This is a genomic window from Shewanella sp. WE21, assembly GCF_002966515.1.
Lineage (GTDB): Bacteria > Pseudomonadota > Gammaproteobacteria > Enterobacterales > Shewanellaceae > Shewanella > Shewanella oncorhynchi.
In genome coordinates, this window is record NZ_CP023019.1 from 1,861,457 (window position 1) to 1,876,718 (window position 15,262).

Here is a 15,262-nt window from a genome sequence, read left to right on the forward strand (position 1 = left end):
AGGTGAAATATGCAGTTAACTCGTTATACCGATTTTGGCGTTCGTACCCTGATGTATTTAGCGGTTCAGCCAGATAGAACAACTTTATTTAGGATTGCTGAAATTACACAGGTGTTTGATCTGTCACCAAATCATGTCTCTAAGATAGTGCATCATTTAGGCAAGATGGGTTACCTTGAAACCATCCGCGGTAAGATGGGCGGTTTCCGTTTGGGTAAGCCTGCTAGTGAGATTAACCTAGGCCAGTTAGTTCGAGTATTAGAAAACTCACTCGCACCGATTGATTGCAGCAAACCTTACTGCCGATTTACACCAGCCTGTAAGCTTAAAGGCGTGTTAGCCCAGGCTGTTGAAGCTTATTTGAATGTGCTGGATCAATATACTTTGCTGGATATTGTGAGTAACCGTGATGAGTTAGTCGCCTTGCTGCCAGACTTTTCTATTTCAGTACTGCAACTGGATTAGTACCACTTTTAAGTGCAATACCGATGGGGAGCAAACTCGATGCTGGCACCAGATCAATCCCCTCGGTTTTAAGTCTGTGTAGGTTAGCCTCCAAGAAGCGCATAGTTTCCGGATAAGGATGGGCAATCGCCACCAAGCTACCTTGGGTATGTGCCTGACTTATCATTAAGTTAAATTGTCTCTCGAGTGCATTGGCACTGGTATCATTGTCTAGAAACAGTTGGCGTTTTAGTAAAGGAATGCCTAGCTTATCTGCGTTATCCCCTGCCTTAGTGAATCGTGTTGTCATACTATCGACAAAATACAGCTGCTTTTGTTTGAGTGTTTCCATGACCCAGAGCATGGGATCGTCCAGTTGAGTTAATAGACTCCCCATGTGGTTATTGGCACCTTTGGCAAAGGGAACGCTGTTAATCGCATCAATAACACTGGTGCGAATTTGTGCCTCAGTCATCGTATTGGTTAACCCCCCCAGCCCTAACGTCTTACCATTAAGCGCCTGCATGGGAAGATGTAGCATAATTTCGTGGCCTTTTTGGTGTCCTGCGTTAGCGAGTTCTTTGCCAAGTGGGGTATGAGGTAATACTGAGAGTGTTACTGTACTGGGCAGTGCCAGCACGGCTTTATCTGTATGACGATAACCTATGTCATCAATAATGAGTGCAAGCTGGGCAGCATAGCTTTGAGAAATGCTTAGGGCCAATAGGGCCAAGGAATAAAGTAAGCGCACAATTTCTTCTTATTCGTCATGGTGCTGTATCCATGCAATGGCAGAGGTCACTTGATGATCTTGGGCCAGTGATGCATGGGCTGATAGGGCGTCGATTATAGCTAAATTACCAACGCCGGAACCAGTTTCGGCGGCAATTTTTATGTCAGGTATGATCCCTATGTTGTGAATGTTTTCACCTCTAGGAGTATTGTACTGGGCAATTGTGAGTTTAATCGCGTTACCATCTTCTAAGATGGGGATCAGGCTTTGTACTGTACCTTTGCCAAAACTGGTCTCACCTAAGAGTTTAGCACGACCATTTTCTTGTAATGCGGCGGCGAGAACTTCGGATGCAGAGGCCGAACCTTTGTTGATTAACACTAGCATAGGCACGTTAGTCAGCATGGTTTGCGGTGAGGCATAGTAGTCAGAGTTGGCGTCGAAGAAGCGGCCAGAGGTCGAGACTATGCGTCCTTTGGCGAGAAAGAGATCCGCAATTTTAACCGCTTGGTCGAGTAGGCCGCCGGGATTATTACGTAGATCTAAGATAAGTCCTGTGAGCGGTTTGTTTTGCCATTGGCTGAGCGAGCGCACCATATCTTCGGTAGAGTTTTCTTGGAAGTTGCTTAATCTGACATAGCCAATATTGCCATCAAGCAGTTGAGTGCTGACCGACTCTATAGTGATATTGCTTGGCTTGAGTGACACTTTAAAGGTGGCATCGTCATTACTGTGTTTTAGCTCTAAGTTAATACTCTGATTATTGAGACTATGTCTTTTTATTTCAGTAAGGATATCGGCTAGATTCGTTTCAGTCGCTAGGGTGTCGTTAAGTTTAATAATAATATCGCCCGCACGTATTCCCGCTTGCTCTGCGGGAGAATGGGCAAAGGGGGCTATGATGCTGATATGGTCTTTTTGGGCCGCGACTTCGAAACCGAAACCAAAATACTCGCCGCGATTAGAATCTTTAAGATCGAGTAATTCTTGATGATTCAGGAAGCTGGAATAGGGGTCGAGATGTTCAAAAATGCCTTTGATGGCGGCTTGCACTAGCTCTTCTTTGGGAACGGTTTTGATATAGTAAGTTTCAACCGTTTCAAGTACATCTTGTAGTAATGGATAGTCAAAGTTGTCGCGGTAGGATTTAGCATTCTCTTGGCTGGAGAGGCTGATGGATAGGCCTAAAGTGAGACCTAATCCAACGCAACTGATATAGCGGATCATGTATTTCATAACGGTCCCCTGTGATAAGGGGACCGTTATGATTAGCGACAGTATTTCGCTGGATCGACGGCTTGCCCTTTATGCCTTATTTCAAAGTATAGGCCAGGCTCGCTCTGTCCACCTGAACGTCCGACTAAAGCAATCGCTTCACTGCTTTTTACCATCTCACCAGGGCTTTTTAGTAGGGTTTGAGCGTGACCGTAAAGACTCATATAACCTTTACCGTGATCGATGACCATAACAAGACCAAAACCGCGTAACCAGTCGGCATAAATGACTTTACCACCTGAAACGGCTCGAATATTTTGCCCTTCTGGTGCAGACAACATAGTGCCTTTCCACACTACTTGACCGGAACGTTGGCTACCAAAGCTAGCACTCACACGACCTTTTGTCGGCCATTTAAGTTTGCCACTTTGTTTACCAAATCCTTCCATCGAGGGATTATCTTTCATGGCCCGCAGCGCTTGTTCAACGACGCGCTTTAAGCTGGCCTCTTCAATTTGCAACTGCTCAAGCTCTGCACCCTTAGAATTTAAGGTGCGTTGCAGCTCTTTGATGGTCAGTTGACGCTGATCTTGCTCTTGGCTCAAACGTTTAGCTTGTACTTGTTGTTCGGCTACGAGTTTCGTTAATTGCTTTTGTTTACTCGTTTGCGACACCTTGATCTCATCTAGCTCGGTCAAGGTTTGCTTTAATTCGTTGATCGACTTCATCCGCGCTTTATTGAGGTATTGGTAATAAGCCAACATACGCTCGATAGTGGCGGGACTTTGCTGATTAAGCATCATCTTAGTGTAATCGTGATTACCGGCAAGATAGGCGCTCGACAGCTGTTTCGACAGTGTTTGTTGTTGAGTCACTTTAAGCGTTTCTAACTCATCTTGACGTTGTTTTAGCTCGGCAAGTTTAGTGTCGATTTGCGCTAAGCTATTTTTGGTGCTGTTGACTTTTTTGGCAGCTGACGCAATCGCTTCTTCATCGCTACGCAGCAATGACAGCAGCTTTTCTCTTTGTTTACTGGTGGTTTTTAATGCGCTTTGTTGTTGATTTATTTGCGTTTGGATTGATTTTAACTCGGACTTACGCTTCTCCAAATCAGAAGCGTGTGCCGAGAAAGATAACATCATAAAGCCAGCAATAATGCTGGCTTTAACAAGGAGTCGAGTGCTCACTAGGTAACGGTTACTCTTTTATGTGGATTAAGGGTTTGCCCGTCATCTCAGCTGGAATGGCTTCGCCGATCAAGGTCAAGATGGTAGGTGCAACATCGCTGAGTTTACCACCTTCATCTATGGTCGCATCGCGTCCAACAAAGACGAAAGGCACGAGTTCACTGGTGTGGGCCGTGTGAGCCTGACCTGTGGTTTCGTCGGTCATTTGCTCGGCATTGCCGTGGTCGGCGGTAATAATACATTCTCCGCCCACTTTCGCCAGCGCATCAACCACACGGCCGATACAAGCGTCGACAGCTTCACAAGCTTTAACGGCGGCATCGAAATTACCCGTGTGGCCAACCATGTCACCATTGGGGTAGTTACAGATGATCACGTCGTACTTAGTTGATTCAATTGCTGCGACTAACTTGTCAGTCAGCTCAGCTGAACTCATCTCAGGCTGTAGATCGTAAGTTGCCACTTTAGGCGAGTTGATTAGGATGCGATCTTCTCCCTCGAATGGCTCTTCTTTACCGCCGTTAAAGAAGAAAGTCACATGGGCGTATTTCTCAGTTTCAGAGATACGCAGCTGAGTACGACCTTGTTTCTGCAGCACTTCACCTAAGGTATTCACTAAGTTTTCAGATGGATAAGCGATAGGTGCTGTGATGTCGCCAGCATACTCAGTCAAAGTGACGAAGTGCATTTTCGGCATAACAGCGCGTTCGAAACCATCGAAGTCTGGGTGAATAAAGCTACGGGTGATTTGACGGGCGCGGTCAGCACGGAAGTTCATAAAAATCAGGGCATCGCCGTCTTTTAAGGTCGCAACTTGACCGTTGGCATCTGTGATCGCAGATGAAGAGACGAATTCGTCGTTTTCGTTACGTTCGTAAGCCGCTTCTAATGCTGTAACGGCATTGTCGTATTGGAATTTTGACTTACCTTGGGTGATTAAATCGTAGGCTTGCGACACGCGATCCCAACGATTATCCCTGTCCATAGCAAAGTAACGACCAATAATCGATGCGATACGGCCATGGCCTAATGTAGTAAACAGATCATCAAAATGGCTCAAGCTGCCCTTAGCGCTGCGCGGTGGCGTATCGCGTCCGTCGAGGAAAGCGTGCAGATAAACCTGAGTTGCACCGCGCGCAACGGCCATACGGCACATAGCTTCGATATGCTCTTCATGGCTGTGGACGCCGCCGGGGGAAAGCAAGCCCATAATGTGCACGGCTCCGCCAGCTTTGATGGCTGAGTCTACCGCATCACATAGCGCAGGATTTTTTTCAAACTCATGATCTGCAATGGCTTTACTGATACGAGTGAGTTCTTGATAAACCACACGGCCAGAGCCTAAGTTAATATGGCCAACTTCAGAATTTCCCATCTGGCCATCAGGTAAGCCAACATCTAAGCCAGAACCTGAAATCAAACTATGGGGATATTTAGCGTTGAGACGGTCGAGTACCGGAGTCTTGGCGTGGAAAATCGCATTATTATGCGTGTTTTCACGGTAGCCCCAGCCATCGAGGATCAACAACGCGAGCGGACGTTTAGCTGTCGTCATAGTGATACCTTTAAGTTTTATAGAAGCGATAGAAATCTGAAATTGGTCAAATATTACTACGTTAGCGGGGTATGAAAAAGCGCTTTACCCCGATTAAGGTCATCGAATCACTAATTCGCCCGATTCTGTGAGTGGCTTGTGACAAGTACAGAGTCAATTGCACTAAAAGTGCGATCTCGAACTGTGACTAAACTGCTGCATTCTGCCAAGGCAATCGGTATACTCTGTGCCCTTATCGAATTTTCGCCATTTATGCGGGCAATCATCATGCAAGAATATATCGAATTTTTTAAAGCTCACTCAATGCTCAGTCTGGCTTGGGTGGGATTATTTGTTGTGCTTGTCGCGAGTATCATCAAATCGAGCATGTCAAAAATCAAAAGTATTTCTCATCAAGAATTAACGATTATGGTGAATAGACAGGATGCTAAAGTGGTTGATGTGCGCTCGAATGACGAGTTCCGCAAGGGCCATATTGTTGATGCACTTAACGTTACGCTCGCCGATATTAAAAATAATCAGATATCAGCCCTTGAAAAGTATAAAGCCAGTCCCATTATATTGGTATGCAATGCTGGCATGACCTCGTCTCAAGCCGCTCAGCTTTTGAGTAAGCAAGGTTTTGAAAACCTGTACAACTTGAAAGGTGGTATGGGTGAATGGCAGGCAGCAAATATGCCTGTTTCAAAAAGCAAAAGATAAGTTGTCGGCGGCAGTTATGATTTAAGCTGCACTCAATCCACTGGATAGTGCAGTAATAAAGTCATCATTGTTTGGCATACTGATCCTACGGTCGCTAAGGGCTTAATGTAAGTTTTTAGACTGGTTCGATCGATACCCGTATATGGGTACAAGTTGGGATGATACCGAGATCTGATATAGGCCTTGAGTAACATAAGCCCCGAGCCAATTTACGTTCAAATGGTAATTGGCTTTCAAATAATAATTGGCTTTCAACGAAAAGCCGATACAACATTGATAGGATAGGTAGGAAATTATGGCTGAAGTAGCAAACAACGAACAACAAGCCCCACAATTCAACATCCAACGTGTTTACACTAAAGATGTGTCTTTCGAAACGCCTAACAGCCCAGCGGTATTCCAAAAAGAATGGAACCCAGAAGTTAAGTTAGATTTAGACACGCGTAGCGCTAAATTAGCTGACGATGTGTATGAAGTTGTCCTGTCTTTAACTGTGACTGCACAAAACGGTGGCGATACTGCTTTCCTATGTGAAGTACAACAAGCCGGTATCTTCTCTATCACTGGTCTGACTGAGCCACAATTGGCCCATTCATTAGGTGCATACTGCCCTAACATCCTATTCCCATATGCTCGCGAAACCGTGGGCAGCTTAGTTGGTCGTGGTACTTTCCCACAACTGAACTTAGCACCTGTTAACTTCGACGCGCTGTTTGCCCAATACGTGCAACAACGTCAAGCTGCTGCGACTGCACCAGCTGCCGAAGAAGCTAACGCTTAATTACATGAAAAACTCTGCCGATATCACGGTATTAGGGGCGGGCTCTTATGGCTCCGCCCTTGCCATTTCTCTAGCCAGCAACGGTCATAAGACCTTGTTATGGGGACACGATCCTGTCCACATGCAAACGCTCGCTCAAGACAAGTGCAACCAAGCTTTTTTGCCTGGTATTGCGTTTCCTGATTGTTTACAGATCGAAGCCGATTTAGCCAAAGCCTTAGCCGCCAGCAACAATGTGTTAGTGGTCGTGCCAAGCCATGTGTTTGGTACTGTGCTTGAGCAAGCTAAACCGTTACTCCGTAGCGATGCGCGCATCGTATGGGCAACGAAAGGGCTCGAGCCTGAAACCGGACGTTTGCTGCAAGATGTGGCCCGTGATGTGTTAGGTGAGCAATATCCGCTGGCGGTGTTATCTGGGCCGACCTTCGCGAAAGAACTCGCCATGGGTTTACCTACGGCCATTTCGGTTGCGGGCACTTGTCCTACGTTCACTAACGATCTCGTCGAGCTGTTACATAGCCCTAAACGTTTGCGGGTTTACGCCAATGACGACTTTACCGGACTGCAACTGGGCGGCGCGGTAAAGAACGTGATCGCGATTGGCGCGGGCATGTCCGACGGTATCGGCTTTGGTGCGAATGCCAGAACAGCCTTGATTACCCGTGGTTTAGTCGAATTGACGCGTTTAGGCGAAGCCTTAGGTGCCAATGCAGCCACCTTTATGGGAATGGCGGGGTTAGGCGACTTAGTGTTGACCTGTACCGACAACCAATCCCGTAACCGTCGTTTCGGTTTAGCCTTAGGTAAAGGCTGTGATGTGATGACAGCACAGGCTGAAATCGGCCAAGTGGTTGAAGGTTATCGCAATACCAAAGAAGTGTTTACGCTTGCGAAACGCCTCGGGGTTGAAATGCCGATCACTGAGCAGATTTACCAAGTCTTGTATCAAGGCAAAGCGCCAGTTGATGCTGCTAAAGAGCTGCTCAGCAGAGAAAAGAAATCAGAAACGCCTACGCAATAAACCGCGAGCCGTGATGATGCTGTATGCCGAATAAAAGAAAGGGTGCTAAAATAGCGCCCTTTTTTATGCCTAGCGTTTGAGCTTATCTTTGCTCCGTTTAGCTGTTGCATGACTTGCTTGCTAAAGGTTCGCGAGTTATCAAATTGCCCGTTGGCAGCCAATACCAATCAATTTATCTGTGTGGAGTAAGAGCGTGAAACATCATGATGTCATTATTATTGGAGCCGGCGCCGCGGGATTGATGTGTGCAGCGACCGCGGGTTACCGAGGCCGTGATGTACTCGTACTCGACAATGCCAAGCAAGCCGGGCGTAAAATCCTCATCAGCGGCGGCGGGCGTTGTAACTTTACCAACCTTAAAGTCGAGCCCGGTAACTTCCTCTGTGGTAATCCCCACTTTGTTAAGTCGGCACTCGCGCGTTATCCCTCGCAGCAGTTTATTGAATTGGTCGAGCGTCACGGGATTGAATACCATGAACGCGATCACGGCCAACTGTTTTGCAATGACTCGGCTAAAGAGATAGTCACTATGCTATTGACCGAGTGTGAATGGGCGGGCGTGACCATTAAGCTGCGCACCGATATTCTGGCCGTTAAAAAGACCGAAGCAGGGCGCTTTGAGCTCAACACCTCTAACGGCGAACTGAGCTGCGACTCACTGGTTATCGCCACGGGCGGCTTATCCATGCCTAAACTCGGCGCCACGCCTTACGGTTATCAACTGGCCGAGCAGTTTGGCCTCAAAGTATTGCCAACTCACGCGGGTCTGGTGCCTTTTACATGGCACAGTGAAGATAAAATTCGTTTCGAGCCTTTGTCTGGCATCGCAGTGCCGAGCCGCATTACCGCCAAAGATGGCACTGCATTTAGCGAAGCGCTGCTATTCACTCACCGTGGCTTATCTGGCCCCGCAATTTTGCAGATTTCCAACTATTGGAAAGCGGGCGAAACCATAGAAATCGATCTTTTGCCGAATATGGATTTGGCGCAATTGCTAGAGCAACAGCTCGCCGCACATCCAAAACAAAGCCTGCGCAACACCCTCAGCCAATGGTTGCCTAAACGGCTGGTGGAAGTGTTATTCGATGAAGCCCTGTTGAATAAAGCGTTAAATCAGCTAGTGCACGCCGAGCGCGCAACACTGGTGGATGATATACACCACTGGACAGTATTGATGAACGGCACCGAAGGCTACCGCACCGCCGAAGTGACGTTAGGCGGCGTTGATAGTAATGAATTGTCATCTAAAACTATGGAAGCCAGCAAAGTCGCAGGACTCTACTTTATCGGTGAAGTCATGGACGTAAGTGGTTGGTTAGGCGGGTTTAATTTTCAATGGGCCTGGGCATCTGGCGTGGCTGCAGGACAAGCGGTTTAGTCTTGTGTAGAGACAATAAAGTTTGCCCGTAAGCACTAAAGTTTGCCCGTAAGAATATTTTCAGACAATAAAGTTTGCCCGTAGTGACTTTTGATACTATGCTTTTTCTGGATGGAATATATCAGGAAATGTTATGTCACGCGGAAGAAAGCTTGAATCTTTGCCAGATTATCAACGAGCCTTAAAAAATAAGTATGGAATTGGGCAAGGTTCCGATTATAAGCCGTGGCTGAGAATTCAGGATGTGAAAAGTCATGGTACTAGATCGATAATTTTAGGAAGAAAGTCTCAGAGAAGTCATCATATGATGTCCTCAATCGAGAGTGAGTTTTTCTATTTAGCGGAGTTCTCCGACAGTGTCGTTGATATAAGAGAGCAGTTTCCAATTTTACCTCTTAACTACACGCAGAAAGTGGCGAGTATGTTGGGTGTTAAGCACCCTATCCATCCCAAAACTAAAGAACCAATCATTATGACAACGGATCAGTTGCTTACGATTGATTCTATTCAAGGCATTTCATATCACGCAGTTTCTGTTAAACCTGAAAGCGAATCTGATAAACAACGAGTGCTCGAAAAGATTGATATTGAAAGAGTTTGTTGGGAACTGCTTGGAGTTAGGTTTAGCTACTTCACTGGCAATGAGTTAACCAAAGTACAAAGTCGTAATCTTGACTGGGTAACAGCCCCGTTCCGTGAAAATCCACCTTATTTTTCTGATGGACAGATAAATAGCGCATTAAATGTTATAAATGTTGGCCAGTTTTTTTTCGAAGATCTTTGTAATAAATTGATTTCTATGAATATAGCTTCACACGATGAGGCTCAATTACTTATTCGTTACTTAATCGCAGATAAGTTCATTGATGTGGATTTATCATCATATATTCCTGAATTAGGGATTTTAGATGTTAAATCGATTGCAGATATGCAAAGAGGACGTAGCGAATGGAATTTCCTAGAAACAGTGTTTGGGAGTTAAAAGGCTCTGATTTAGCTGAAGATGGTTTATACCGTGTTTTAGAAATTATGCACGATGTTACATCTGTCGTCCTATTCCCCCTTAATACCGAATCGCCAACCTCTCGGCCTTTGGTTTTTTCTATGGAAGCATTTATTGAACATATAAAAAGTAAGAAAGCCAAAAAATCGGAGTTTACTTTACCAAGTTTTCTTTTGGTCGCAGAGGAGAATATCCCTGAGGAACATATTGCCCGTAGAGATAAAAACTATGGACTTATTGAAAATATTGTTTCAGATCGGGCTTTTGTTTTTGATTACGCGACGAAAAAACGTGTTCCACATCTTGCAGAGTATGCAAAAAAAGTAGATATCGATCGTAAAGCATTATCCCGACTTTTATCGCAATATTGGCGTTACGGTCAGGAGAAAATGGCTCTTCTTCCTGCATTTTCTAAAAGCGGCGGTTCGGGAAAGGATAGGATACCAACAGACAAGCCACTCGGCGCACCTAAACAACCAAGAACAGTGGCGGTAGAAAGAGCGGTTAAATACATAATCACTGATATCGACAAAAGTAAGTTTAAGAAAGCACTGAAAAAATACTACCTAAAGCAGACTCGCTTGACGTTATCAAAAACTTATAATTACATGCTAATAGATAGTTATGCTGATGAAGTTCGCATTGCTAATGCGTGTGGTAAACCGCCTGCTGTACCAACGCTTAAACAGTTTAGCTATTGGTCAAAGAAAATATTTAGCCAAGATGAGTTCATTAAGGGCCGGACAACAGAAAATGATCACCTCAGGAATAAAAGAGGTTTATTAGGGAGTGTCATTCAGGATAGCTATTTACCTGGAACTCACTTTGAGATCGATGCAACAGTCGCAGATGTTCATATTGTTTCTGAACTGGGGGCGCAGCATATATTAGGTAGACCAACAATTTACATTGTTATCGACAGAGCTAGCCGGATGATAGTTGGCATGCATGTATCGCTTTTCCATGCTTCATGGCGTGCAGCTAGACAAGCATTATCAAATAGTTTTTTATCTAAATCTCGCTATTGCAAAGAGTTTGGTGTAGATATCGATGATTCAGAATGGCCTTGCTCACATATTCCAAAGGAACTCGTTTGCGATAATGGTGAGATGATTGGCTTACAGCCTAAGACCGCACTCAATCCGATGACTAAGCTTTCGTTTACCCCTCCTTACAGACCGGACCGTAAAGGAGTGGTTGAGAAACGTTTTGATATTTTGAATAAAGAAGTTATTCATGAATTTTTGGGGACTACGAGGGGGGGGGATATTGTCAGAGGTAGTCGTGACCCAAGAAAGGATGCTATCTACACTTTGAAAGAAGTGACTACTGAAATAATAAAAACCATTCTAGAACATAATAGGTCTATTTTTAACGACCTAGCTTTTTCAAGTCCATTACTAGTCGAAAATGACTTATCACCAACCCCTATCAATTATTGGAAGATTCATCTTGCTAAGCATAAACATGAGCTTCAAGCTGCACTTCCTGATGAGGTTATCGCTCGTTTACTTCCTCCGGCTGAAGTCAGTATGACACGCAGTGGTATATATTTTAATGGGTTGTATTATTCATGTTTAGAAGTTGAAGAACGTAATTTAGCATCGGTTGCTCGATCGTCTGGTCAATGGCGATTAGAAGCACGAATCGATGAGAATACTACAAACCATATTTATGTGAGGCTAGATAAAAATCATGGTTTTACACTTTGTCATCTGCTGCCTCGTAGCCGTATGTTCAAAGATAAATCAATGTATGAGTCTGACTTTATGCAAGACTGGTTAGACTCAAAAAAAGAGTTAGCACCTATAAGTGTCGCATCTATTGATGATCACCAAAGTCGTCAACAGATGTCTAAACATGCTAAAGAACGAAGCAAGAACTCTGAAAAGATATCATTTGCTGAAAAAACGAAAAATGTCCGCCAACACCGCAAAGATGAGCTAAAAGCAACAACCAATGTGCTCGAGGCAGAAACAAAGAGACAAAACGTTATCGATTCTACGTCATTAAATGAAATAGTTGGTAATGTCGTTTCTCTGCCAGTTGGCAGGAAAAGAAAAACAAAAGGAAATCCATCATGATAACGACTAAAGCAATTTACCATGATGCAATACTGCCGGAACATCGAGGAAATCCATTAATTGAAGCGCTCCCCCCAAAGAGCTCCTGGGAAACCGTTATGGAAGTCTTCAGCAATTATCCTGATTATGCAGAAGATATTGCTGAGCATCCAAACCCTTTAGTAAGAGATGAGTACTTAAATAGAATTGAAGAACTTAGGCAACCTTTGACAGACTATGAAGCCTGCTTTAGAGCGATAGAAAGAGCAATTAAAAAGGGATATTCAGCGAAAAACCCACTAAGTCCAACCACTGCCCAGTATTTGCATTATTTGGTTGATGAAAGACCAGAAATAGAGCCAAGAACAGGCTTCTTTCAACCCAAAGGAGAGGGTTTAACGCTAATTGGAGAAAGCGGTGTAGGCAAAACATCTATGCTTGAGCAAGTGCTGAATTACTTTCCTAGCGTAATTGAACATGACTCATACAAAGACCATCCTTTAAATCTTAGGAAGCAAGTTGTTTGGATAAAGGTCGATTGCCCGAGTAATTCAAGCGTAAGAGATTTGTGTGAAGAGATTTTAGCAGCGTTAGATCTTTCATTGGATAGAGAAAAGACTAAACCAGCAGGAACAATTGGTGCACTGGTTCGCCAATTAGAGCAGTGTATTAAATCTAGCTTTCTTGGAATGTTAGTTATTGATGAGATGCAAAATTTACAGTTTAAACGAACAGGGGGGGAGAATAATCTACTTAAATTTTTGCATCGATTAGTGAACAAATTAGGAGTACCACTTTTCTTTGTTGCTAATCCTCCATTCGATCAGACGTTAGTTAAAGAGCTAAAAGCCGCTAGACGAGCTGAAAGCGGGTATCATCACAAAATGTCAGTTCTTGCGAAGGAAAGTACCTCGTGGAATGCATTCATTGCCCAGCTTTGGAACTACCAGTGGACTAATGTATACACAGAATTGACAGATGAGCTTAATGACTCCCTTCACCTACTATCTGTAGGTAATATTGATATGGCGAGCCGTACTTATCGAGAAGCGCAGCGTTTAGTGATAGGCTGTGCCGATGAGAGAATTACAGTATCAACCCTTGAAGCGGGTAATGCTATTGCATGTGGTTTATCACGACAAACCAATGAAGTTAAAGAGTTAATAAGTTCTATTGTGTTACCAACGGGAAAACAGCGTCGCAGTATGAAAGTTGATACGCAAAAAGTGCTAACCGTTGATAAGACAGGCGATATCACAAAACCGCAGCATCCAGAGTTTTCCTCTAGACTGATTGAGTTACTTGGTGCAGTTGATTTACTCGATAGGATAAAAGATCCTGATATATTTCAACAAGCCGCAGGGCTAGAAGATCCCATTAGCTTTTTGAGGCAAAAAAAATTAATGCTTGATGATCCGTTAAATAACCTGTGTTAAAAGCCTTTGAAAAGATTATCACAACCTTAAATACTGCAATTTACATAATTTCGTCTAAAATTTAGTTACTGAGTAACTAATAATATATTTTGGGGGAAAGAATGATACTTCCCCTAGCCTTTCCGAATGAAATCTTGTTTAGCCGTCTTGTCCGTCATTTCACCTTAACTGGCATGACAATCGAGAATTACCTCTCGACTGTATTCGATAATCACAAGGTAACTATTCACCCCTATTTGACTGCCGGACTTTCTCAACTCAGTAAATTTAGCCTGGAGTCGTCAGTTGAACTGATGAGTGATCAGACGCTTGCGCCCTTGTTTATTCATTTCTTGCCATCTTACCAATCAACTATTTCCACAGGGTTAGTGTCTAGTAATGCCGCTCATGCCATCAGGGCTTGTCAGTTAACAAGTGTCAAAGAAAAAGAGTCTTTATCTATTAAGTTTTGTCCCCAATGTGCAATAGAAAATATCCAAGAGTTTGGTACATCGTATTGGCATCGTCCTCATCAAATCCCAGGTATCGAGTCTTGCTATAAGCATCAAGTATGGCTAGTTCATCTCGCATTAGTTGAAAGGTCAAAGCTGAGCCATTGTTTCTTACCTCAAGTGGATTTTAACCCCCAAAAAAGCAGTTTACTTAGCTATGAGCTGGCAAAATATGCCGCGAGCTACCTTAACGGTGTAAGCAAAAATAATCAGAGCTTCAATGTAAAAGAAATAATCGCCAATCTCGATAAACTAGGTTTTGTTACTAAAGATGGGCATTTTCGTAGGAAAAGATTAGTCGAAGATTTCTATCAATTTACTCAAGACCTAGCTTACCAGTCACAACATCTGTTACCTGAGTCATCAACAGACTTTAGATATGTTTCGTATTTGCTTTCAGGTAAGGTTTCTCAACATCCATTTAAATACCTCTTGTTGGGATTCTGGCTATCTAAGCATTTGCCTTGTGAAGAACATAATGATCCTTTGCCGAATGATTCCGATCCAGCAGAGCTACTTGAAAGCAAGTGCATTAAATTACTGCATCAAGGTGAATCGATGGCAAGTGTGGGGCGGCTTATTGGTAAAAGCCGTTGTTATGTTAAAGCTCTCGCATTAAGGCTTAATATCCCCGTTAGCCTTAAACCAAAACAGATAACAGGGGATATGAAATCTAAGATTATGTTCCTCGCCAGAAAGGGCTTTCATCGAAACGCAATTGCAATGCGAGTGGGTATATCTGTTGGAAGTGTTGAGCAGCAAATATCCACATCGCCTGAGTTAGTCCAATGGCGTAAGCAATGCCGACATGAGTCTAAAAGACGAAGATACAAGCTTCAAATCACCAGATTTATCAAGCGTAATCCAAAGGCGATTCGACAACAGATTAAGTCCTCATGTAATGCCGCTTTCTTTTGGCTGTATGCATATGACAAATTATGGCTAGAATCACACCTTCCCATAGCTCAAAAGCCGGTAGCTAAACCAAGAGTCGATTGGCAAGAACGTGACGCCATGTTGGTTCATAAGGTGATATCCATCATGCAACAACATAACAATCAATTATCACGAACCCAACTAGATAAACGACTAGGTGGTCATGATTGGTTAACAAAAAAGAAGCATAAGTTGCCGTTAACAATGAATGCGTATCATAAGTTAATCCAAGCATAATTTTTCTTTTGCTATTACAGATTTACGATCTTAATAGTATTTTTTATTGGCTAATTGTTGATAGAATCGGTCCTAATATT

General features: G+C 43.8%; 13 protein-coding genes. 9 read left to right on the plus strand and 4 right to left on the minus strand.

The window, feature by feature from the left end; all coding sequences use genetic code 11:
- Window positions 1-9: 9 nt before the first annotated feature.
- A complete protein-coding gene (locus CKQ84_RS07990; protein WP_105250838.1) occupies window positions 10-465 on the plus strand; it encodes an Rrf2 family transcriptional regulator in 456 nt (151 codons plus the stop codon).
- Here CKQ84_RS07990 and CKQ84_RS07995 read toward each other — a convergent pair.
- The 4 genes from CKQ84_RS07995 to gpmM are packed head-to-tail and all read right to left on the minus strand — an operon-like array spanning window position 440 to window position 5,134.
- Window positions 440-1,195, minus strand: a complete 756-nt coding sequence (locus CKQ84_RS07995) for a divergent polysaccharide deacetylase family protein (protein ID WP_105250839.1) — start codon at window positions 1,193-1,195, stop codon at window positions 440-442. The genes CKQ84_RS07990 and CKQ84_RS07995 overlap by 26 nt on opposite strands.
- A 9-nt stretch (window positions 1,196-1,204) precedes the next feature.
- On the minus strand, window positions 1,205-2,413 hold the full coding sequence (locus CKQ84_RS08000; protein ID WP_105250840.1) for a S41 family peptidase: 1,209 nt from the start codon (window positions 2,411-2,413) through the stop codon (window positions 1,205-1,207).
- Window positions 2,414-2,445: 32 nt separating this feature from the next.
- Window positions 2,446-3,579: a murein hydrolase activator EnvC gene (locus tag CKQ84_RS08005; RefSeq protein ID WP_105250841.1), complete on the minus strand. Its 1,134-nt coding sequence runs from the start codon at window positions 3,577-3,579 to the stop codon at window positions 2,446-2,448.
- 10 nt (window positions 3,580-3,589) lie between these two features.
- Window positions 3,590-5,134 carry a 2,3-bisphosphoglycerate-independent phosphoglycerate mutase gene (gpmM, locus tag CKQ84_RS08010; protein ID WP_105250842.1) on the minus strand — a complete coding sequence of 515 codons (1,545 nt, stop codon included), beginning with the start codon at window positions 5,132-5,134 and terminating at the stop codon, window positions 3,590-3,592.
- Window positions 5,135-5,401: 267 nt separating this feature from the next.
- On the opposite strand from gpmM, the gene CKQ84_RS08015 reads away from it, so the two are divergent.
- The 8 genes from CKQ84_RS08015 to CKQ84_RS08050 all read left to right on the plus strand — a co-directional run bounded on the left by CKQ84_RS08015 (window position 5,402) and on the right by CKQ84_RS08050 (window position 15,182).
- Entirely contained in the window at window positions 5,402-5,836 is a 435-nt protein-coding gene (locus tag CKQ84_RS08015; protein WP_105253030.1) for a rhodanese-like domain-containing protein, read from the plus strand.
- A 295-nt stretch (window positions 5,837-6,131) separates the two neighbouring features.
- Entirely contained in the window at window positions 6,132-6,617 is a 486-nt protein-coding gene (gene secB / locus CKQ84_RS08020) for a protein-export chaperone SecB (RefSeq protein WP_006083777.1), read from the plus strand.
- A gap of 4 nt (window positions 6,618-6,621) precedes the next feature.
- Window positions 6,622-7,638, plus strand: a complete 1,017-nt coding sequence (gene gpsA / locus CKQ84_RS08025; RefSeq protein ID WP_105250843.1) for an NAD(P)H-dependent glycerol-3-phosphate dehydrogenase — start codon at window positions 6,622-6,624, stop codon at window positions 7,636-7,638.
- Window positions 7,639-7,831: 193 nt separating this feature from the next.
- Window positions 7,832-9,016 carry an NAD(P)/FAD-dependent oxidoreductase gene (locus CKQ84_RS08030; RefSeq protein ID WP_105250844.1) on the plus strand — a complete coding sequence of 395 codons (1,185 nt, stop codon included), beginning with the start codon at window positions 7,832-7,834 and terminating at the stop codon, window positions 9,014-9,016.
- Between the two features lie 133 nt (window positions 9,017-9,149).
- Window positions 9,150-9,998 carry a TnsA endonuclease N-terminal domain-containing protein gene (locus tag CKQ84_RS08035; RefSeq protein ID WP_105250845.1) on the plus strand — a complete coding sequence of 283 codons (849 nt, stop codon included), beginning with the start codon at window positions 9,150-9,152 and terminating at the stop codon, window positions 9,996-9,998.
- Window positions 9,965-12,103: a DDE-type integrase/transposase/recombinase gene (locus CKQ84_RS08040; protein WP_105250846.1), complete on the plus strand. Its 2,139-nt coding sequence runs from the start codon at window positions 9,965-9,967 to the stop codon at window positions 12,101-12,103. The genes CKQ84_RS08035 and CKQ84_RS08040 overlap by 34 nt, the downstream gene beginning before the upstream one ends.
- A complete protein-coding gene (locus CKQ84_RS08045; protein ID WP_105250847.1) occupies window positions 12,100-13,518 on the plus strand; it encodes an ATP-binding protein in 1,419 nt (472 codons plus the stop codon). Before CKQ84_RS08040 ends, CKQ84_RS08045 begins: the two co-directional genes overlap by 4 nt.
- Before the next feature lie 101 nt (window positions 13,519-13,619).
- A complete protein-coding gene (locus CKQ84_RS08050) occupies window positions 13,620-15,182 on the plus strand; it encodes a TnsD family Tn7-like transposition protein (protein ID WP_105250848.1) in 1,563 nt (520 codons plus the stop codon).
- The last annotated feature ends 80 nt before the right edge of the window (window positions 15,183-15,262 follow it).

Coding starts and splice junctions, on each gene's coding strand:
- CKQ84_RS07990 (WP_105250838.1), top strand. CDS start 10: ATGCAGTTAACTCGTTATACCGATTTTGGCGTTCGTACCCTGATGTAT.
- CKQ84_RS08000 (WP_105250840.1), bottom strand. CDS start 2,413: ATGAAATACATGATCCGCTATATCAGTTGCGTTGGATTAGGTCTCACT.
- gpmM (WP_105250842.1), bottom strand. CDS start 5,134: ATGACGACAGCTAAACGTCCGCTCGCGTTGTTGATCCTCGATGGCTGG.
- CKQ84_RS08015 (WP_105253030.1), top strand. CDS start 5,402: ATGCAAGAATATATCGAATTTTTTAAAGCTCACTCAATGCTCAGTCTG.
- secB (WP_006083777.1), top strand. CDS start 6,132: ATGGCTGAAGTAGCAAACAACGAACAACAAGCCCCACAATTCAACATC.
- gpsA (WP_105250843.1), top strand. CDS start 6,622: ATGAAAAACTCTGCCGATATCACGGTATTAGGGGCGGGCTCTTATGGC.
- CKQ84_RS08035 (WP_105250845.1), top strand. CDS start 9,150: ATGTCACGCGGAAGAAAGCTTGAATCTTTGCCAGATTATCAACGAGCC.
- CKQ84_RS08040 (WP_105250846.1), top strand. CDS start 9,965: ATGGAATTTCCTAGAAACAGTGTTTGGGAGTTAAAAGGCTCTGATTTA.
- CKQ84_RS08045 (WP_105250847.1), top strand. CDS start 12,100: ATGATAACGACTAAAGCAATTTACCATGATGCAATACTGCCGGAACAT.
- CKQ84_RS08050 (WP_105250848.1), top strand. CDS start 13,620: ATGATACTTCCCCTAGCCTTTCCGAATGAAATCTTGTTTAGCCGTCTT.